The 20,060-nt window shown below is 53.4% G+C and carries 19 protein-coding genes; 5 read left to right on the top strand and 14 right to left on the bottom strand.

Annotation, left to right across the window (positions count from 1 at the left end):
- Positions 1-40: 40 nt before the first annotated feature.
- The 12 genes from trpS to AC3ITF_RS01570 all read right to left on the bottom strand — a co-directional run bounded on the left by trpS (position 41) and on the right by AC3ITF_RS01570 (position 10,230).
- Positions 41-1,045 (bottom strand): tryptophan--tRNA ligase, encoded by a 1,005-nt coding sequence (gene trpS / locus AC3ITF_RS01625; RefSeq protein ID WP_137399883.1) that lies wholly within the window; start codon positions 1,043-1,045, stop codon positions 41-43.
- Positions 1,038-1,796 (bottom strand): phosphoglycolate phosphatase, encoded by a 759-nt coding sequence (gene gph, locus AC3ITF_RS01620; protein WP_174361240.1) that lies wholly within the window; start codon positions 1,794-1,796, stop codon positions 1,038-1,040. The genes trpS and gph overlap by 8 nt, the downstream gene beginning before the upstream one ends.
- Positions 1,789-2,466 (bottom strand): ribulose-phosphate 3-epimerase, encoded by a 678-nt coding sequence (gene rpe / locus AC3ITF_RS01615; protein WP_096759286.1) that lies wholly within the window; start codon positions 2,464-2,466, stop codon positions 1,789-1,791. The genes gph and rpe overlap by 8 nt, the downstream gene beginning before the upstream one ends.
- 17 nt (positions 2,467-2,483) lie before the next feature.
- A complete protein-coding gene (dam, locus tag AC3ITF_RS01610; RefSeq protein ID WP_115257312.1) occupies positions 2,484-3,320 on the bottom strand; it encodes an adenine-specific DNA-methyltransferase in 837 nt (278 codons plus the stop codon).
- 117 nt (positions 3,321-3,437) lie between these two features.
- The gene (gene damX, locus AC3ITF_RS01605; protein WP_489176092.1) at positions 3,438-4,748 is read right to left on the bottom strand and encodes a cell division protein DamX; all 1,311 of its coding nucleotides are present in this window, start codon (positions 4,746-4,748) and stop codon (positions 3,438-3,440) included.
- A 96-nt stretch (positions 4,749-4,844) separates the two neighbouring features.
- Positions 4,845-5,933, bottom strand: coding sequence for a 3-dehydroquinate synthase (gene aroB / locus AC3ITF_RS01600; RefSeq protein ID WP_115257310.1), 1,089 nt, complete (start codon positions 5,931-5,933; stop codon positions 4,845-4,847).
- Positions 5,934-5,988: 55 nt separating this feature from the next.
- Entirely contained in the window at positions 5,989-6,510 is a 522-nt protein-coding gene (gene aroK, locus AC3ITF_RS01595) for a shikimate kinase AroK (protein ID WP_003023552.1), read from the bottom strand.
- Between the two features lie 403 nt (positions 6,511-6,913).
- Positions 6,914-8,152: a DNA uptake porin HofQ gene (hofQ, locus tag AC3ITF_RS01590; protein ID WP_489176091.1), complete on the bottom strand. Its 1,239-nt coding sequence runs from the start codon at positions 8,150-8,152 to the stop codon at positions 6,914-6,916.
- The gene (locus AC3ITF_RS01585; RefSeq protein ID WP_115257308.1) at positions 8,064-8,468 is read right to left on the bottom strand and encodes a HofP DNA utilization family protein; all 405 of its coding nucleotides are present in this window, start codon (positions 8,466-8,468) and stop codon (positions 8,064-8,066) included. Before AC3ITF_RS01585 ends, hofQ begins: the two co-directional genes overlap by 89 nt.
- Positions 8,458-8,928, bottom strand: a complete 471-nt coding sequence (locus AC3ITF_RS01580) for a HofO family protein (RefSeq protein WP_115257307.1) — start codon at positions 8,926-8,928, stop codon at positions 8,458-8,460. The genes AC3ITF_RS01585 and AC3ITF_RS01580 overlap by 11 nt, the downstream gene beginning before the upstream one ends.
- Positions 8,912-9,451, bottom strand: a complete 540-nt coding sequence (locus tag AC3ITF_RS01575) for a PilN domain-containing protein (RefSeq protein WP_137399879.1) — start codon at positions 9,449-9,451, stop codon at positions 8,912-8,914. Before AC3ITF_RS01575 ends, AC3ITF_RS01580 begins: the two co-directional genes overlap by 17 nt.
- A complete protein-coding gene (locus tag AC3ITF_RS01570) occupies positions 9,451-10,230 on the bottom strand; it encodes a type IV pilus biogenesis protein PilM (RefSeq protein WP_135911290.1) in 780 nt (259 codons plus the stop codon). Before AC3ITF_RS01570 ends, AC3ITF_RS01575 begins: the two co-directional genes overlap by 1 nt.
- A gap of 120 nt (positions 10,231-10,350) precedes the next feature.
- Here AC3ITF_RS01570 and mrcA point away from each other — a divergent pair, with 120 nt between their 5' ends.
- Positions 10,351-12,903 (top strand): peptidoglycan glycosyltransferase/peptidoglycan DD-transpeptidase MrcA, encoded by a 2,553-nt coding sequence (gene mrcA, locus AC3ITF_RS01565; protein WP_170974773.1) that lies wholly within the window; start codon positions 10,351-10,353, stop codon positions 12,901-12,903.
- Positions 12,904-12,998: 95 nt separating this feature from the next.
- On the opposite strand, the gene nudE is transcribed toward mrcA, so the two are convergent.
- Positions 12,999-13,559 (bottom strand): ADP compounds hydrolase NudE, encoded by a 561-nt coding sequence (gene nudE, locus AC3ITF_RS01560; RefSeq protein ID WP_161959015.1) that lies wholly within the window; start codon positions 13,557-13,559, stop codon positions 12,999-13,001.
- Between the two features lie 323 nt (positions 13,560-13,882).
- On the opposite strand from nudE, the gene igaA reads away from it, so the two are divergent.
- From igaA to hslO, 4 genes are read left to right on the top strand one after another with little or no spacing between them, the layout of a single operon-like run.
- Positions 13,883-16,018, top strand: coding sequence for an intracellular growth attenuator protein IgaA (gene igaA, locus AC3ITF_RS01555; RefSeq protein ID WP_117342462.1), 2,136 nt, complete (start codon positions 13,883-13,885; stop codon positions 16,016-16,018).
- Positions 16,019-16,078: 60 nt separating this feature from the next.
- Entirely contained in the window at positions 16,079-16,747 is a 669-nt protein-coding gene (gene yrfG / locus AC3ITF_RS01550) for a GMP/IMP nucleotidase (RefSeq protein WP_096759274.1), read from the top strand.
- A gap of 10 nt (positions 16,748-16,757) precedes the next feature.
- Positions 16,758-17,159, top strand: a complete 402-nt coding sequence (gene hslR, locus AC3ITF_RS01545; protein ID WP_115257302.1) for a ribosome-associated heat shock protein Hsp15 — start codon at positions 16,758-16,760, stop codon at positions 17,157-17,159.
- A gap of 24 nt (positions 17,160-17,183) precedes the next feature.
- Positions 17,184-18,062, top strand: a complete 879-nt coding sequence (gene hslO, locus AC3ITF_RS01540; RefSeq protein ID WP_181688685.1) for an Hsp33 family molecular chaperone HslO — start codon at positions 17,184-17,186, stop codon at positions 18,060-18,062.
- A 50-nt stretch (positions 18,063-18,112) separates the two neighbouring features.
- Here the strand turns inward: hslO and AC3ITF_RS01535 are convergent, their stop codons facing one another.
- On the bottom strand, positions 18,113-19,831 hold the full coding sequence (locus AC3ITF_RS01535; protein WP_489176090.1) for a DUF4153 domain-containing protein: 1,719 nt from the start codon (positions 19,829-19,831) through the stop codon (positions 18,113-18,115).
- Positions 19,832-20,060: the final 229 nt, after the last annotated feature.

The following is a 20,060-nucleotide window of genomic DNA, read 5'->3' as shown; positions in this document are numbered from 1 at the left end:
ATGGGAGATAATCCGGCTTTTATTTTAGCCGTACGTTACATTACGGCTTCGCAACAAATCCAATTGCTTCATACACCGCTTTCAGTGTTTCTGCTGCGCGCGCACTGGCTTTTTCTGCACCATCTTTCATCACTTGCTGCAAGAAGGCTTCATCGTTACGGAAACGGTGGTAACGTTCCTGAAGCTCAGTCAACATACCGGAAACGGCATCGGCAACTTCACCCTTCAGGTGGCCATACATCTTGCCTTCAAAGTGCTGCTCCAGTTCCGGGATGCTCTTACCCGTTACGGCAGAGAGAATATCCAGCAAGTTGGCAACACCCGCTTTATTCTGCACATCGTAACGAACAACTGGCGGCTCATCGGAATCCGTCATGGCGCGTTTGATTTTCTTCACCACAGATTTCGGATCTTCCAACAGGCCGATCACGTTGTTGCGGTTGTCATCCGACTTAGACATTTTCTTCGTCGGCTCCAGCAGGGACATCACGCGCGCACCGGATTTCGGAATAAACGGCTCAGGCACTTTGAAGATGTCACCATACAGTGCGTTAAAACGCTGGGCGATGTCACGGCTCAGTTCCAGGTGCTGTTTCTGATCTTCCCCTACCGGTACCAGATTGGTCTGGTACAGCAGAATATCGGCTGCCATCAGTACCGGGTAGTCGAACAGACCGGCATTGATGTTTTCAGCGTAACGGGAAGATTTATCTTTGAACTGGGTCATGCGGCTCAGTTCACCAAAATAGGTGTAGCAGTTCAGCGCCCAGCCTAACTGTGCATGTTCCGGCACGTGGGACTGAACGAAAATGGTGCTTTTCTCAGGATCGATACCACACGCCAGATACAGCGCCAGCGTATTCAGCGTAGCATTACGCAGCTTCTGCGCGTCCTGGCGGACGGTGATAGCATGCTGGTCCACGATACAGTAGATGCAGTGGTAATCATCCTGCATGTTTACCCATTGACGCAGCGCACCCATATAGTTGCCAATGGTCAATTCACCTGAGGGCTGTGCGCCACTAAAAACGATGGGCTTAGTCATTTTTCAATTCCTGATTTTCGCTATGCGGAAGCCCGAGTGCGGGCAGAAGGTCATTAATGCTGTCATATATTACATCCGGCTGGCTGAGGTCGATCCCTTCACCGTAGTTATACCCATACGTAAGACCAACCGAAGGACAGCCAGCGGCTTTTGCCGCCTGAATATCATTGCGCGAATCACCCACAAAGAGCAATTTTTCAGGCGCAATCCCCATACGTGAGGCCACTAACAGCAGCGGATCGGGATGCGGTTTTTTATTTTTCACGTCGTCACCGCCGATGACCACACTAAAATACTTGGCGATATCCAGTGCGTTAAGCAGCGGTGCCACAAACGGTGTCGGCTTGTTGGTCACCAGACCTAACGGCAGGCCTTTCGCATACAGCGCGCCCAGCGTATCGGCAACGTGGGGAAATAAGAACGTCCCTTCTTCGGCAACATCACCGTAATAGCGGTCAAACAGCTTACGTAAAATACGCACCTGCTCAACGGCAGGAATGTCGTCATCGATAGGCGGTTTGCCCGTCGTTTTACGCAGCGTAGCGCGCTCAAGGCGAGCCCAGGTGAGTGCACGCTCCATCAATACATCTGCGCCATTACCAATCCAGGTAATCACACGTTCTTCGCCTGCAGTGGGTAATTCCAGCGCGTACAGCGCCATATCCACTGCGGCGGCTAATCCCGGCGCGCTATCAACCAGCGTACCGTCGAGGTCAAAAGCTACGCCCCGAATATCCTGAAATTTATCCATGACTTACCTTCGCCAGTTCATGGCGCATTTCATCAATGACTTTTTTGTAGTCAGGTTGGTCGAAAATCGCGGAACCTGCGACAAACATATCCGCACCCGCTGCGGCGATTTCGCCGATATTGTTCACCTTCACGCCGCCATCAACTTCCAGGCGAATGTCATAGCCAGACTCATCAATACGACGGCGGACTTCACGCAGTTTTTCCAGCGTTTGCGGAATGAAAGATTGCCCGCCAAAACCGGGGTTAACGGACATCAGCAGGATCACATCCAGCTTATCCATAACGTAGTCCAGGTAGCTCAGCGGCGTGGCCGGGTTGAACACCAGGCCCGCTTTACAGCCATTCTCTTTGATCAGCTGTAAGGTGCGATCGACGTGTTCGGAGGCTTCCGGGTGAAAAGTAATGATGCTGGCGCCAGCGGCAGCGAAGTCCGGGATAATACGGTCAACCGGCTTCACCATCAGATGCACATCAATAGGGGCGGTAATCCCATATTTGCGTAGCGATTTCAGTACCATCGGCCCGATAGTCAGGTTAGGTACATAATGGTTGTCCATGACGTCGAAGTGCACGACATCGGCACCGGCGGCCAGAACGCTCGCGGTGTCCTCACCCAGGCGGGCAAAATCAGCCGACAGAATTGAGGGGGCAATCAAATACTGTTTCATCCGCTTCTCCTTGAGAATTATTTTTTCGCAGGCGTTACGACTCCTGGTTTGTACAGAGCCAGCAGTTCATTCACCTTTTTACGTGTGCCGCCGTTGCTGCTTATACTGCGCCGCACTTTTACCTGAAAATGCTTCGCCGCTCGGTACCACTCGCGCGTATCGGGCGTGTCATGGTTCGAAATTAACACCGGGATCTGCTTACTGACCAGCTTTTCTGCCATTTCGGCCAGATGCGCCTGCTCTTTCGGGCTAAAGCTATTGGTGTGATACGCGGTGAAATTCGCCGTCGCCGACAGCGGCGCATAAGGCGGGTCGCAATAAACCACAGAGTTGATATCAGCACGCTCCATGCACTCTTCATAGGAGAGGCAATGAAACTCTGCATTCTGCGCTTTTTCGGCAAAATGATACAACTCTGCTTCCGGGAAGTAGGGTTTTTTATAACGGCCAAACGGCACGTTAAATTCGCCACGCAGGTTGTACCGACACAGGCCGTTGTAACCAAAACGGTTGAGGTATAAGAACAGTACCGCACGTCGGAATGGATCCTGGCTGGCGTTAAATTCTGTCCGAAACTGATAGTACACCTCAGACTGATTGGTCTCAGGGACAAACAGCTCGCGCGAAGCCTGCACATACTCATCGGTACGCGACTTCACGATGTTATAGAGACTGATGAGGTCGCTGTTGATATCGGCAAGAATATAACGAGAAAAGTCGGTGTTGAGGAACACCGACCCTGCACCCACGAAGGGTTCGACAAGACATTCGCCCTGAGGCAAATGCCGTTTGATATCATCAAGCAGGGGGTATTTTCCCCCTGCCCACTTCAGAAAAGCGCGATTTTTTTTCATGCTGACTAACTAATTACACCTTCTCCGGCTGTGGAGAAAGCTCCGACAGCATCCTGCGCTTTAGTCTTTGTCCCGCAATTGGGCGAAACATCAAACCATTGCAGAACATATCCTATCTTACTTCAGATCGGCCTGAACCTGATGCAGCGGTTTCGCCCACGGGTTTTTCGCCTGAATGTCGGCTGGCAACGTAGACACCGCACGTTTTGCATCGTCTTTAGATGCATATACACCCGTCACCAGAACATACCACGGTTGACCGTTACGCGTCGTCTGATACACCACGTAGTTCTTCAGGTTCTCTTTCTTCGCCCAACCGTTCAGGTTGTCGTAGTTAGAAGAACTGCTGAGCTGCAGAGTGTAATGACTGGACGGCGCTGATTTTAACGCCCCAACATTACCCGCCGTTTTTGCTCCGCCCGCTACAGGCGTTGCCGTAGTTGGCGCAGGAGTAGCAGTCTGCGCAGGTGTGGTGGTACTGACGGTTGCTTTAGGCTCAGCTGTCGCTTTTGGCGCAGTCGTTGCCGCAGGTGCTTTGGTCGTAGTAACCGGTGCAGTCACTGGCGCAGTCGGTTCAGTGCGCTTCGCCTGGGCAACAGGTTTTGGCTCTGTCGGCGTTGCTTTCACGGTCGTCTGCGGTTTGCTCTTCGGCTCAATAACGGCCTGTTTGCGTTCCGGACGCGCAGTCGCGTGACGCTCAGCAGGCTCCGTTGTTGCAGGACGCGCCGTAGTACCATTACGAACAGGTGCAACGGTAGCAGGTTCGGTTGGCAGCGTGGAGTTCACAACCACGTTGTTCACCTGTTCCTGACCTTGCGGTTGCGTCAGGGCATTATCCAGATCGCCCTGAACTTCAACACGCTGTTGACCTTCAGCGGCAACAGGTGCTTGCCCCTGAGTTGGCGTAGAAGAAATTGGCGGCAGAGAAACATCCTGCTGCGCATTGCCAGCCGGTTGCTCAGCAGTCGTTGCAGGCTGAGTGGTACTCGCCTGATCGGTCGCGCTATTGCCAGAAAGATCGATACTCTTCTCACCAGACGCCGTCTGATCGCTGGAAGAGGGAGATGAGGGGGCTTTCAACGCTGAACCGATGCCGACTATCAACAGCAGCAGCACCAGAACCCCCACACCCATCATCATATATTGACGAGAGGCAGGTTTGCTGGCGGCCTTCTTACGCTTACGCGGACGGCGTTCTACACGCTCTTCATCCACGGTATCGTCATCAGATTCATAGTCTTCTTCAATGTCTTGCTCTTCGTCACGTTCTTTACGCGCGCGCGCTGGACGACGATCGTCAGTATCCAGATCAACATCATCAAAATTGATTTGCGGCTCATTATCGCGTTCAGACGATTGACGAGAACGACCAGTACGACGATCGCTGGGATCGGGTTTCAGCTCGTCTTCTGGTTTGAATTCATCCATTTAACACCCCACTCAAAGGTTAATGCTTACGACGTTGCACATAACCTGAAGCTAAAAGACTTACGCCTTACAACGCAAGCCGGACCTTTCTTGTTGTTACGCCTGCTGGCAATCAGCAATAGCGTTAAGAACCACCTCGTGCGACACTCCGCCGCGCACTTCACTCTTCCCTATTGCCAACGGAAGCACTAAACGCATCTCCCCCGCCAACACTTTTTTATCTCGCAGCATGTGCGGTAAATAGGCCTGAGTGGACATCTCACGTGGTCCATCAACCGGTAAGCCTGCCCGCTTCAGCAGCGTAATGATGCGCTGCGTGTCCGCGGAGCAAAACTGACCAAGACGTTCTGACGTACGAGCAGCCATTACCATACCTGCGGCCACCGCTTCACCATGTAACCAATTGCCATAACCCATTTCAGCTTCGATTGCATGGCCAAACGTATGTCCCAGATTCAGTAAAGCACGTAAGCCCATTTCGCGCTCGTCTGCTGCGACAACTTCTGCCTTCAGCTCACAACAACGGCGGATACAGTACGCCATTGCCGGACCGTCCAGATGCAGTAATGCGTCCAGATTGTCTTCCAGCCAGCTGAAAAATTCACCGTCAAGGATGATGCCGTATTTGATCACTTCCGCCAGACCCGACGCCAGTTCACGCGCAGGAAGCGTTTTCAGACAGTCGAGGTCCACCACCACGGAAGCGGGTTGGTAAAAAGCACCAATCATGTTCTTGCCGAGGGGATGGTTTACGGCGGTTTTGCCGCCAACGGAGGAATCAACCTGCGACAACAGCGTTGTCGGAACTTGAATAAAACGTACGCCGCGCTGATAGCTGGCGGCTGCAAAACCGGTAAGATCGCCAATCACGCCGCCGCCAAGAGCAACCAGCGTGGTATCGCGACCGTGCGGTTTTTGCAGTAATGCTGTGAATACCGTATCCAGCACCGTCAGGCTTTTATACTGCTCGCCGTCGGGAAGGATGACGCTATCAACATTAACACCCGCCTGTTCAAGTACGCCGCGAATCTTATCGAGATAAAGGGGAGCCAAGGTTTCGTTGGTCACCAACATAACCTGATCGCCCGATTTCAGCGGTAAGAATGAAGCCGGCTCATTAAACAAACCAGCCGCGATGGTGATAGGGTAACTACGTTCCCCGAGAGTGACTGTAATCCTCTCCATGACGCGACATCCACCTTAGTTACTTGTACCCGCAGACGAGTGTATTAAGCCAGAATCAGTTGCTTTCCAACATATGAATAATCTGGTTTGCCACGACTTTAGCGCTCTGATCATCGGTGCGAATGGTCACGTCAGCAATCTCTTCATACAGAGGATTGCGTTCGTCAGCCAACGCTTCCAGAACTTCGCGAGGCGGTGATTCTACCTGCAGCAGTGGGCGTTTCTTGTCGCGTTGAGTTCGCGCAAGTTGTTTTTCAATTGTCGTTTCAAGATAGACCACGACGCCACGCGCGGAAAGACGGTTACGTGTTTCACGTGATTTAACAGAGCCACCGCCAGTTGCCAGCACAATACCCTGTTTTTCCGTCAACTCGTTGATGACTTTTTCTTCGCGATCGCGGAAGCCGTCTTCACCTTCTACATCGAAGACCCAGCCCACATCAGCTCCGGTTCGTTTCTCAATCTCTTGATCAGAATCGTAAAATTCCATATTGAGTTGTTGAGCTAACTGGCGCCCAATAGTGCTTTTTCCGGCACCCATAGGCCCAACCAGAAAGATATTGCGTTTCTCTGCCATTTTTTCGGTACTACTAAGACTATTCGTTAATGATAAACCCGCTTCGCAGACACTCAGCGCAGCAGGACATGAACTGAAACCTCATAAGATATTGCGAGAGTCAGACTGAAAATTATCTCAATACTCAAGCGGGTTTGGCAACTGAATAAATCACCAAACCTTTCGCATTTCTGGTCGTGGCAGGCGTATTGCCCTGCAAACATCAGGCCTGGCAACGAATCGCACGGCCAAATGACGCCAAATCAACCCATGACACACCACCAGAAAGGCAAAGCGTATTACCGGTGCACAAGTAAAGAAAACGACCGACGCTCAAATCGGTACTCCTTGTATGCTAAATACACCCGCACGTCAAATTTCTGAAACATGTCCAGTGCAAAAACAACGGCTTTTCATGCATAAATTAATCGATCGAGACCAGTCTGGGCGTGATAAAAACCACTAACTCGCGCCGCTCATCCTCTTTACCGTCATGGCGAAATAAATATCCAAGCCAGGGGATATCGCCTAACAACGGCACGCTGTCCGCCGCAGATTTATTTTTATGCGAAAAAATCCCACCCAGCGCGATTGTCTCTCCGCTTTTTACCTCGACCTGCGTTTCAATTTCCTGCTTATCGATAGCCAGTACTTCGCCATCCGCCTGCTGTAACACCTGCCCGGGGACATTCTGGCTGATATGCAACTTTAGTCTAATTCGCCCTTTTTGCAGCACGGTTGGCGTCACCTCCATTCCCAGTACGGCTTCTTTGAACTCAACGGACGTGGCTCCGCTTTCCCCGCTGGAGACCTGATAAGGGATCTCGCTGCCCTGCTTAATACTGGCAGGTTGCAGGTGAGAAGCCAGTAATCGTGGGCTGGCGATGATATCAAGCTGCTGTTTTTGCTCCAGTGCAGACAGCTCCAGTTCCAGTAGACGACCATTGATACGACCAATGTTAAACCCCACACGCGACGTCGCTGCGGGCACAGAGAGATCGCTGGTCATTGTAGTGACGCCGCCCACCGTCCCCGCTTGCGTGGCATCGGCGAGCGACCATTTCACGCCCAACTCGTGTAGGCTTTTTTCGTTAATCGTCACAATGTGTGCCGCCAGTTCGACCTGTTCAACCGGCAAGTCCATCTGTGCCACCCACGTTTCCAGCGCCATCAGCGCAGGTTTGTTATCACGAAGCAGCAGTCGGTTCGTGCGTTTATCTACCGTCATACTGCCTTTGGCGCTCAGCAGTTTCTCACCCGCTTTTGCCAGATCGGCGGCGTCAGCGTACTGCAAAACAATGCTGCGATGTTCCAGCGGGAGACTGGCCTGCCGCCGCGCCTGCTCGCTCTCCAGGCGTGCCACATTTTCATTCTGCCAGCCTACCGAATGCACATGCAGGATGCTCCCCTCCTGGCGCAACACCAGTCCGGCGCTTTTCACCACCGTCTGGAATGCCTGCTTCCACGGGACATCCGTCAGATGCAACGACATCACGCCGCTGACATCGGGCGAAATCACCAGATTTTTTCCTTCCTGCTCAGCCATCGCCTGTAATACCTGAACCACGGGAACATCATCCACCACCAGCGTCACGTTTGGCGCTTTTCCCACCAGCACGCTGGGGATGACGACCATCAGCACCACGGCTATCCATCGCTTCATGCCCTTCTCCTTGTCGTTGCCACTGCCAGCGTGACGGCTCACAGTCTTTACCCATCTCAATAGTTATGCTTTGTGCCGAGATATGAGAAACCGTCCATCCCCCCTTCAGCGCCTCATGCAGTTCGATCCGCCGCCATGTATTTTTACCATCCTGAACCAGGCCAATCAGGCGCGCTCCCCGGCTTACCGCACCTTGATAACGCCACGTCGACAGCTCAGTGGTATGGCAACGATCCTCCGGCGGCAGGAAAGGATCGCGCATCCCGGTCAGTATCAGCAGGCTAATCCCTACCAACAGTCCACGCTTAACCGTCATTCAGGCGCTCCAGCTGCAGTGTAAGCATCAGCTCGGCATTCTCCAGGTGAAGAGAAAAACCGTTGACCTGCATCCCCCGTTCCGCCAGCCGGACAAACAATGCTGGAACAGCATCCCAGGCGGGCTTCAGCGTCATCTCCCCGCCCTGTGCAGAAGGCTGCCAGTGAGTCAGGCGTGAAAGCGGAGTCTGAAAATCCAGAGCGGAAAAAGGCATCGTATTCTCGTCATTAGCCCAAAGTGTGGGGTCAGCCGGTGTAACCAGTTGGTACAGATTCCGCCATTGCGCCTGGTTCGCCGCATGTTGCTGCCGCAGTTCCTCCCGTTGTACGTTCCATTCTTGCCGTAGCGGATAAAGCAGGCACAACATGACCATCAGCGCCATGGTGACACTCCAGCCGCCCCAGCAGACGATTCGACAACGCGGCGACAAGGCCAGCCAACGATCACAGAGTACGTTCATGCATTACGCTCCGCGTCAGACGATAGTGAAATTGCCAACGTCCCAACGCATCCTTCTGAGTTTCGCCGGGGTCGCCTAAGCGAAAAAAGGACTGTTTGCGTAATTGCGTTTCCAGCGTATTGAGGGCGCTAAAGTTCTGCGCCATTCCGCTCAGTTCCAGCACTTCATGTTGCCAGGTCAGGGTTGTCAGCCACACCTGTTCGGGCAGTAAATTTGCCAGTCCTTCGAGCATCGGTTGCCAGCTTCGCGTCTGATCTCGCTGCGTTTTACGCAGCTGTCGCTGTTGCCATTGTTGCTGGCGCAGGAGTAAATGCGGTTTTTGGGCCACAAGCGTCTCACCCCGCATTTTCTCAGCAGCTATCTTCACCGTTTTTGCCCGGTTGTCTTCGATGACGACAGCGTAATAGCTCAGTGCACAGCCAACGATCAACAGCAGCGATCCGCTAAATAAAACAGCCCAAAACCGCAGGCAGGCGCGCCGCTGTGACTGACGCCAGGGGAGAAGGTTGATGGTCGCTATCATCAGTCTGTTCCCCCCATTGCCAGCCCAAGCGCAATAGTAAAGATATGACTTTCAGGCGGAATGGGCGGCTGACGAACAGACACCACGCTTAAGGGGTCAAAACGGCCTGGCCCGCACAACGCAATCTCTTCCGGGGAAAGCGATAATGTTGCAGCAAGATCGTCGATAGCGTGACTGTCGCCCACCGGTTTACGCCCCCATGCATAACGAGTCGCCCACAACCACTGCGCGTCATCGCGCCAGGCCAGACACTGCTGATGCGCCGATAAGTACGGTATAAAGCGCTGTAACGCGCTGGCATCCGGCGTAATGGCGGTTATCTGTACTTTCAGCGTTTGCATCAGCGTCAGGAGGGTCGACACCTCTTTGCTTTGCGCGGCGGTCACGTTAAAGGCCGGACTTAAGGTGTCTTCGCTATAATCGAATTGCAGCGCATCTGGGTCCATATCCAGCTCACGCGCCATCGACCCAGACAACCATGCCGTTTGTTCTGGCTCACGCAGCGTCATGACTGGGCGGGGGATCTTTTTTTGTAACGTCCTGTGGGCGGGAAAGGACAGATGAATGTGGTGTCTGCGAGGGAGTTCACGACTCCACGGCAATAACACCTTGCTGAGCTGTTCAGGTGCGCGAATGTGCCCGTCGACAATCGTCTGGTTCGCCAGCGGCAACCGCCACCAGCGCTGTAGAAACCAACCGGAGGCGTCGCGAACGACGGCCACAGCCAGCACGTCATGTTGCTGAATATGCAGACCAATTTGCCAGATATTGAAAGCCATTGCTGATGATCTCCTTATCACCCGTTGCTTTAACGGGTATATCAATGCGTCTGGCTTGCCTTTATACTACCGCGCGTTTGTTTATAAACTGCCCAAATGCCACTAAATGGGAAATCTCCAGTGAAGTTCGTAAAGTATTTATTAATCCTTGCAGTATGTTGCATCCTGCTGGGAGCAGGCTCGATTTATGGCCTCTATCGCTATATTGAGCCGCAATTACCTGACGTCGCGACGTTAAAAGATGTGCGTTTGCAGATCCCGATGCAGGTTTACAGCGCTGACGGCGAACTGATCGCGCAATATGGCGAGAAACGTCGTATTCCGGTCACGCTGGATCAGATGCCGCCGGAAATGGTCAAAGCCTTTATCGCCACCGAAGACAGCCGCTTTTATGAGCACCACGGCGTTGACCCGGTGGGGATCTTCCGTGCGGCCAGCGTTGCGCTGTTCTCCGGGCACGCGTCGCAAGGGGCGAGTACCATCACCCAACAGTTGGCGAGAAACTTCTTCCTCAGCCCGGAACGCACGCTGATGCGTAAGATCAAAGAGGTCTTCCTCGCGATCCGCATCGAGCAACTGCTGAGTAAAGATGAGATCCTCGAGCTTTATCTGAATAAGATCTACCTGGGGTATCGCGCCTATGGCGTTGGTGCCGCAGCACAAGTCTATTTCGGTAAGACGGTCGACCAGCTCAGCTTAAGCGAGATGGCAGTCATCGCCGGTCTGCCAAAAGCACCGTCAACCTTCAACCCGCTCTATTCAATGGACCGGGCTACCTCGCGACGTAACGTTGTGCTGTCGCGTATGTTGAGCGAAAACTACATCACGCAGGCCCAGTACGATCAGGCACGCAGCGAAGCTATTGACGCCAACTATCACGCGCCGGAAATTGCCTTCTCTGCGCCGTATCTGTCTGAAATGGTGCGCCAGGAAATGTATAGCCGTTATGGTGAAAAAGCCTATGAAGACGGGTATCGCATCACCACCACCATTACGCGTAAAGTCCAACAGGCGGCTCAGCAGGCGGTCCGTAATAACGTCATGGATTACGACATGCGCCACGGCTACCGTGGCCCGTCAAACGTGCTATGGAAAGTGGGCGAAAGCGCCTGGGACACCAAGAAAATCACCGACTCACTAAAAGCGCTGCCGACCTACGGACCGCTGCTGCCGGCGGTGGTCACCAACGCAAATCCACAGGAAGCGACCGCCACGCTGGCGGACGGCACATCGGTGGCGCTGCGTATGGAAGGCATGCGCTGGGCGCGTCCTTACCGCTCCGATACCCAACAGGGCCCGACGCCGCGAAAAGTGACCGATGTTGTCCAGACGGGTCAGCAAATCTGGGTCCGCCAGGTCGGTGACGCCTGGTGGCTGGCACAGGTTCCTGACGTCAACTCCGCGCTGGTCTCCATCAATCCGCAAAACGGCGCGGTAATGGCGCTGGTTGGTGGCTTTGATTTCAACCAGAGCAAGTTTAACCGTGCTACCCAGGCGTTACGTCAGGTCGGTTCAAATATCAAACCGTTTCTCTACACCGCGGCAATGGATAAAGGCCTGACGCTGGCCAGTATGCTGAATGACGTCCCGATTTCCCGCTGGGATGCGGGTGCAGGTTCTGACTGGCAGCCGAAAAACTCACCGCCGCAATATGCCGGCCCTATCCGCTTACGTCAGGGGCTGGGTCAGTCGAAGAACGTGGTGATGGTCCGCGCCATGCGCGCGATGGGCGTAGATTACGCAGCAGAGTATCTGCAACGTTTTGGCTTCCCGGCGCAAAATATTGTTCATACCGAGTCGCTGGCGCTGGGTTCCGCCTCGTTCACCCCGCTGCAGGTTGCCCGCGGCTACGCGGTGATGGCCAACGGTGGTTTCCTGGTTGATCCGTACTTCATCAGTAAGATTGAAACCGATCAGGGCGGTGTTATCTTCGAAGCGAAGCCCAAAATTGCCTGTCCGGAGTGTGATATTCCGGTGATTTATGGCGACACCCAGAAATCTAACGTGCTGGAAAACAGTAACGTTGAAGACGTTGCCATTTCTCAGGAACAGCAGAATGCCGCGGTGCCAATGCCGCAACTTGAGCAGGCGAATCAGGCGCTGGTCGCGCAAAGCGGGACCCAAGAATACGCCCCGCATGTGATCAACACGCCGCTGGCGTTCCTGATTAAAAGCGCGCTGAACACCAATATCTTTGGTGAGCCAGGCTGGATGGGGACCGGCTGGCGTGCAGGTCGTGATTTACAGCGTCGAGATATCGGCGGTAAAACCGGGACCACCAACAGCTCGAAAGATGCCTGGTTCTCCGGCTACGGCCCAGGGGTCGTGACCTCGGTATGGATTGGTTTTGATGACCATCGCCGTAACCTTGGACACTCTACGGCCTCGGGTGCGATCAAAGATCAGATCTCCGGCTATGAAGGGGGGGCGAAGAGTGCCCAGCCAGCGTGGGATGCCTATATGAAGAGTGTGTTAGAGGGCGTACCAGAGCAGCCGCTGACGCCACCGCCAGGTATCGTAACGGTCAATATCGATCGCAGCACCGGTCAACTGGCGAGCGGCGGCAACAGTCGCGAAGAGTATTTTATTGAAGGGACTCAGCCCACACAGCAGGCGGTACATGAAGTGGGGACCACCATTATTGATAATGGTGAGGCTCACGAACTGTTCTGATCTATTGCCGGATGGCGCTTCGCTTATCCGGCCTACTTAACGCAACATTGTAGGCCGGATAAGACGCCTCTGGCGTCACCTTCCGGCGCTATACGCTACAGTCGTCCCTGCCCTTTCAGCCATTCACGCACCAGAAACAGCGCGCTCACATTACGCGCTTCGTGAAAGTCCGGGTCTTCTAACAAATCCATCAAATGTGCCAGCGGCCAGCGCACCTGCGGCAACGGCTCGGGTTCATCACCTTCCAGCGATTCAGGATACAGGTCCTCGGCCACGACGATGTTCATCTTGCTGGAGAAATAGGACGGTGCCATGCTGAGTTTTTTCAAAAACGTCAGGTCATTTGCCCCAAACCCGACCTCTTCTTTCAGCTCCCGATTCGCCGCTTCAAACACGCTTTCACCGGGATCGATTAACCCTTTGGAAAAACCAAGCTCATAAGATTCGGTCCCGACCGCGTATTCGCGGATGAGAATCAGATGGTCATCAACAATCGGCACAATCATTACCGCTTCGCGCGTGGACGGACGCATACGTTCGTAGACGCGGCGTACGCCGTTGCTGAACTCAAGGTCAACACTTTCGACTTTAAACAGCCGGGATTGTGCGACGGTTTCCACTTTCAGAATCGTGGGTTTTTGTAATGATTTGCTCATCGTGAGAGTCTTTGCCGTGAAATCTGGGGTCATTGTGCGATATACCGCACGGTTTCGGCAATGTGAATTGCCGTTTATTTACATTTATGTAACGTACTAAAAGTTAATTCCCATTTCAAATTAAAAGTCAATAGGTTGAAATAACTCCAGGAATTTGCTGATATGCCGTTTTTGGTGATTTTGCTATGATTCGCATTTACTGGGCTGTACTTTAAAGATGCTCAAGTTCAACTCCACGCTTGCCGATAGCCAACGACAGAATCACGATTATTTTCCAGGGTGCGACTGACCACGCCTGACAGACTAAGTAAGATGGGGAAAGCATGAGCACCATTCTGATTTTTTTAGCTGCTTTGCTGGCCTGCTCGTTACTTGCAGGGTGGCGACTCAGATCAAAATCCAGGCGGCAAAAACTGCCCTGGAGTAACGTTTTCTCAGACGCCAATAAGCGTAAACTGACGCCCGAAGAGCGCAGCGCAGTCGAAAACTACCTGGAAAACCTGAGTCAAAATCAGCAGATACCTGGCCCAACAGGCGCCAGCGCCGCCCCTGTATCGCTCACACTGAATGCCCAAAGTAATAGCGTCATCGTGCTGACCCATTCGATTACGCGCTACGGTATCACCACGGACGATCCCAATAAGTGGCGTTATTATCTGGATTCCGTCGAAGTGCATTTGCCTCCCTTCTGGGAACAATACATCAATGACGAAAATAGCGTTGAGCTGATCCACACAAATACGCTACCGCTGGTGATATCGTTAAACGGTCATACGCTGCAAGAGTACATGCAGGAAGCGCGTGGCTATGCGCTACAGCATACTGCATCGACGCAGGCCTCTATTCGTGGTGAAGAAAGCGAGCAAATTGAGCTGCTAAATATTCGCCAGGAAACCCATGAAGAGTATGCGCTGAGCCGCCCGGCAGGGCTCCGCGAGGCGTTGCTGATTGCCGCATCTTTCCTGTTGTTCTTCTTTTGCTTAATCGTGCCGGATGGCTTTGTACCGTGGCTGGCCGGTGGTGCCGTATTGCTGCTGGCTGCGGGCCTGTGGGGACTGTTCGCCCCGCCGTCTAAAACTGCCCTGCGGGAGATCCATTGCCTGCGCGGAACCCCGCGTCGTTGGGGGCTGTTTGGCGAAAACGACCAGGAACATATTAATAATATCTCACTGGGTATTATCGATCTGATTTATCCGCCTCACTGGCAGCCCTACATTGCGCAAGATCTCGGGCAACAAACGGATATCGATATTTATCTCGATCGCCACGTTGTCCGCCAGGGGCGTTTTTTATCCTTGCATGACGAAGTGAAAAACTTCCCCTTGCAGCACTGGCTACGCAGCGCTGTTATCGCAGGAGGATCGTTGCTGGTCCTGCTGATGCTGCTGTTCTGGATCCCGCTGGATATGCCGATAAAATTCACGCTGTCCTGGATGAAAGGCGCGCAAACTATCGAGGCCACCAGCGTTAAGCAGCTCGAAAACGCCGGGGTTCGCGTCGGCGATACCCTGCATCTGAGCGGTACGGGAATGTGCAATATTCACACATCCGGAAGCTGGAACGCACAGCCCACCACGCCTTTTCTACCTTTCGATTGCTCACAGATTATCTGGAATGATGCACGCGCGCTGCCGCTGCCCGAGTCCGATTTGGTGAATAAAGCGACGGCACTCACGCAGGCCGTCAGCCGCCAACTACACCCCAAACCCGATGATGATTCCCGTGTCAGCGCATCGTTACGATCGGCCATTCAGAAATCCGGTATGGTATTACTGGATGACTTTGGTGAGATTGTCCTGAAGACTGCCGACCTGTGCGCCGCCGAAGATGAATGTGTGCGCCTGAAAAATGCGCTGGTCAATCTGGGTAACAGTAAAGACTGGACCGCGCTGGTGAAGCGGGCCAACGCAGGTAAGCTGGATGGTGTAAACGTGTTGCTGCGCCCGGTCAGCGCCGAGTCGCTGGATAACCTGGTCAATACCTCCACTGCGCCGTTTATTGCACGTGAGACCGCCCGCGCCGCTCAGGCACTGAACAGCCCTGCGCCTGGCGGCTTCCTGATTATCAGTGACGAAGGCAGCGATCTGGTCGATCAGCCCTGGCCTGCCACATCGTTGTATGACTATCCGCCTCAGGAGCAGTGGAACGCCTTCCAGCGTCTGGCGCAGATGCTCATGCAGACACCATTCCGCGCGGAAGGGATCGTCACCAATGTCACGACCGATGCCAATGGAACCCAGCACATCGGGCTGCACCGTATCCCGGATCGTTCAGGCCTGTGGCGTTACCTCGGCACCACCTTGCTGATGTTTTCCATGCTGGGTTGTGCGCTCTATAACGGCATTCAGGCGTTCAGACGCTACCAGCGCCACCGCTCACGCATCGCAGAAATTCAGGGATACTACGAAAGTTGCCTGAATCCCACGCTGATTGACGATCCGGAAAGCCTCATTCGATAACACGCCCGCGCGACAGGATATGCTACCCTGTCGCGCATCTGTTTTCCTTTGGGAGTTCCTATGCATATTGATATCGCCTGGCAGGACGTCGACACCGTGCTGCTGGATATGGACGGCACACTGCTCGATCTGGCGTTCGATAACTATTTCTGGCAAAAACTGGTGCCGGAAACGTATGGCGCGCAGCAGGGGATCTCTCCCGAGGAAGCCCAGAACTATATTCGCCAGCAATATCACGCCGTGCAACATACGCTAAACTGGTACTGCCTGGATTACTGGAGCGAACGCCTGGGTCTGGATATTTGTGCCATGACGACAGCCCAAGGGCCACGCGCCGTGCTGCGCGAAGATACTGTCCCCTTTCTTGATGCCTTAAAGGCCTGCGGCAAGCGCCGTATTTTGCTGACCAACGCGCATCCACATAACCTGGCGGTGAAGCTGGAGCATACCGGTCTGGCCTCACACCTTGATTTATTACTTTCCACCCATACATTTGGTTATCCCAAAGAGGATCAGCGGTTATGGCACGCTGTAGCTGAAGAAACGGGAATGCGTGCTGAGAAAACGCTGTTTATTGACGACAGCGAAGCCATTCTCGACGCCGCTGCTCAATTCGGCATTCGTTACTGCCTCGGCGTGACCAATCCCGATTCAGGTATTGCGGAAAAACAGTATGCACGCCATCCGTCACTGAATGACTACCGCCGACTGATCCCCTCACTGATGTGAAGGAGATGCCATGAAAGAGAAGCCCCCTGTTGACGTCAGGCTGGATAAATGGCTGTGGGCTGCGCGTTTTTATAAAACGCGTGCGATAGCTCGCGAAATGGTTGAAGGCGGTAAGGTGCATTACAACGGGCAGCGCAGTAAGCCGAGCAAGATTGTCGAGCTGAATGCCACCCTCACCTTGCGCCAGGGAAATGACGAGCGGACGGTGATTATTAAGGCCATTACCGAACAGCGTCGCCCGGCAACGGAAGCCGTTACGCTGTACGAAGAAACCGCGCAAAGCGTGGAAAAGCGCGAAAAAATAGCGCTGGCGCGTAAACTTAACGCGTTGACCATGCCGCACCCGGACAGGCGACCGGACAAAAAAGAGCGCCGCGACCTGTTACGATTTAAACACGGCGACAGTGAATGACTGTCACCCGCAAGAGAGATGATTATGCCGCAACATGACCAATTACATCGTTATCTGTTTGAAAACTTTGCCGTGCGCGGCGAGCTGGTAACTGTTTCACAAACCCTGCAACAGATCCTCGAAAACCATACTTACCCACAGCCGGTTAAAACCGTGCTGGCCGAGCTGCTGGTCGCCACCAGCCTGCTGACCGCTACGCTAAAGTTTGCCGGTGATATCACCGTACAGCTCCAGGGCGATGGCCCGCTGAGCCTGGCGGTGATTAACGGTAACAACAAGCAGCAGATGCGCGGTGTCGCGCGCATTCAGGGCGATATCCCTGAAGATGCAGATCTGAAAACGCTGGTCGGTAACGGCTATCTGGTGATCACCATTACACCGGAAGAAGGTGAACGCTATCAGGGCGTGGTGGGTCTGGAAGGTGACACGCTGGCCGCCTGTCTGGAAGATTACTTCCTGCGTTCAGAACAACTGCCAACGCGTCTGTTTATCCGCACTGGCGACGTCGATGGCAAGCCAGCAGCAGGCGGTATGCTGTTGCAGGTGATGCCAGCACAAGACGCGCAGGCCGATGATTTTACCCACCTCGCCATGCTGACGGAAACCATTAAAGCCGAAGAGCTGCTGACGCTGCCAGCAAATGATGTGCTGTGGCGTTTGTACCACGAAGAAGAGGTGACCCTGTACGATCCACAGGACGTGGTGTTCAAATGCACCTGTTCACGTGAGCGTTGTGCAGATGCGCTAAGAACCCTGCCGGACGAAGAAGTGGACAGCATTCTGGCTGAAGAAGGCGAGATCGATATGAATTGCGATTACTGCGCGAGCCATTATCTGTTTAACGCGATGGATATTGCTGAGATCCGCAACAACGCATCCCCTGCTGACCCACAAGTACATTAAGTTCATAGCCCGGCAGACAGTCCATTCTGCCGGGCTACTTATTCCAGCGTTTACTCAGCGTAGTAGTTAATCTCTAACCGTTCCCCATCGAGAGTGATATCCCGCCAGATTCTGGGGGCTGTAGTCAGCCTATGATTTTCCACCGCCTGCAAAAGCGTCGCTTTCGTGAATCCTTCAGGTAACTGGGCTGCGCCGAGCAAAGACCATTGCTTTTCCTTCATGCCAAAGATCAGACTTTCTCCCTCGCCAAAAGCATAAAGCACCTGCTCCGGCTGACCATCTGCGTTAAGATCCTGATTCACTAACACGCATGCATCCTGCTCAACACAGGAGTTAATGCGGTAGCTTTGCTGTTTTACAAACCGCCAGAATGCGTCATCGGGTTTTTTGCTACCCGGCGCAATCATCACCATCGGTGCCAGTTGCGTTGTGGTCAGTTCCCGCATGGGATCGAGGTTCCCGCGTAGAATGGCGTTTAAATCACGTCTGCGCTTACTGTCCTTAGTGAAAGCGTCATCTTTTTGTAACGCCTCCAACGCAGCACGCCCCGGTTTTCCGCTATTACGCAACATGTACAGGCTGACCTGATCCGGTGAAATTTGGCCACTATGATAACGGGCCATATGGCTGTTGACGCTAATACGCCAGACGTCAATGACCGGCGATGTCAGCAGAATCAACAGTCCCAGAGACAGTAACGAAACACCGAGGATGACTTTGCTCTGAATTTCCAGTGGATTGTGTCCACGGCGCATAATGCTCGCCATGTAGCCGAATGACCAAACCAGCAGCACTGCGATGATCAGCGCACCATGCAGACGCTCAGGCGTCCAGCCATACTGATTGACGCGGACCCAGAGCGCCCAGCTGGCTATCAACATATAAACCGGGGCGACGAGAAGTGAGGTGTTAATCAGATAACGTAATGCCCCTGGATAGGGTAAGTCGCGTTTATGCGGCTCGCGCACAACGACCATCAATAGCAGGAGCAGCAACGTCAGCGTCGACATCAGCCCCGCCGCAGACACCCGTTGCGAAATCACCTCCAGACCGGTAAAGGGTAATGTCAGCATAAACATCAGCGCTAACAACGCGACCAGAGGCAGCAGACCCGTGGCGATCAACGTCAGAAGCTTTTGTACCGCCGTCACCAGGCGTGACTGCGTACGTGCCAGAATCACCGCCAGCGCGGTAATAAGGCCAAACGTTACATAACCAAACCAGTCGGTCTCAAAGAATAGCGTGTTAAAAAAGGGAATACCGACCAGCTTAAACATCTCGCTCCACAGCAGGAGGACCATCCAGAACAGGCTGTTGGCGACAAAGACGATCAGCAATGTCAGAACATTCAGCCATATCTGGCTGTAAAACTGCGGATAGCGCGCCTGGTCGGTACGCGCATAGAGTTGGTACTGGATCCAGGGTAACGCCAGCATAGCCATGAGAAAGAGGCGCCAACCGTAGACAAAGAAAATCTCATTCTCATTCCACCGGTTCCCTCCTGCAACGTGCCCCTTCAACCAGATGCTCATCGCCAGTACGACGCAGAAGATCACCGCCATCCAGCACCACAGCGCGCGCTGTTTAAACGAGACCACAGAAAGCAGAATCGCCGACGTCAGCGCTATCGTTACAGGCATTCCATAGAACAGCCAGCTACTGTTATGGGGGATGAGGTAAGTCATCAGCAGGTAACACACTACGCCTTGCAGAAGACCAATAAACATCATGCCCCAGCGGGTCGTACGTGAAAGCTCAACACTGTCCATGTCGTAATCCAGAATGAAGGGAAAAGATCATTATCGCATCAACATCACAATTATTGGCACTTACCGGTGTCTTTCAGCCCCTCACAACGCGACGTGAATCGATATTTCATATGTTTGAGTTACGTTATTTTCCTACATGAATGCGATTACACTCACAAGATTCCCGCCAAATATACTCTCCATTAACGTTTTAAGAACATTTTCCACAACAAAAAAGGGTTTCCTGCCA

It is taken from the genome of Citrobacter sp. KH_055_1, assembly GCF_057838705.1.
The sequence above is the reverse complement of the archived record's forward strand: the minus strand, read 5'-3'. Positions and strand labels throughout refer to the sequence as shown.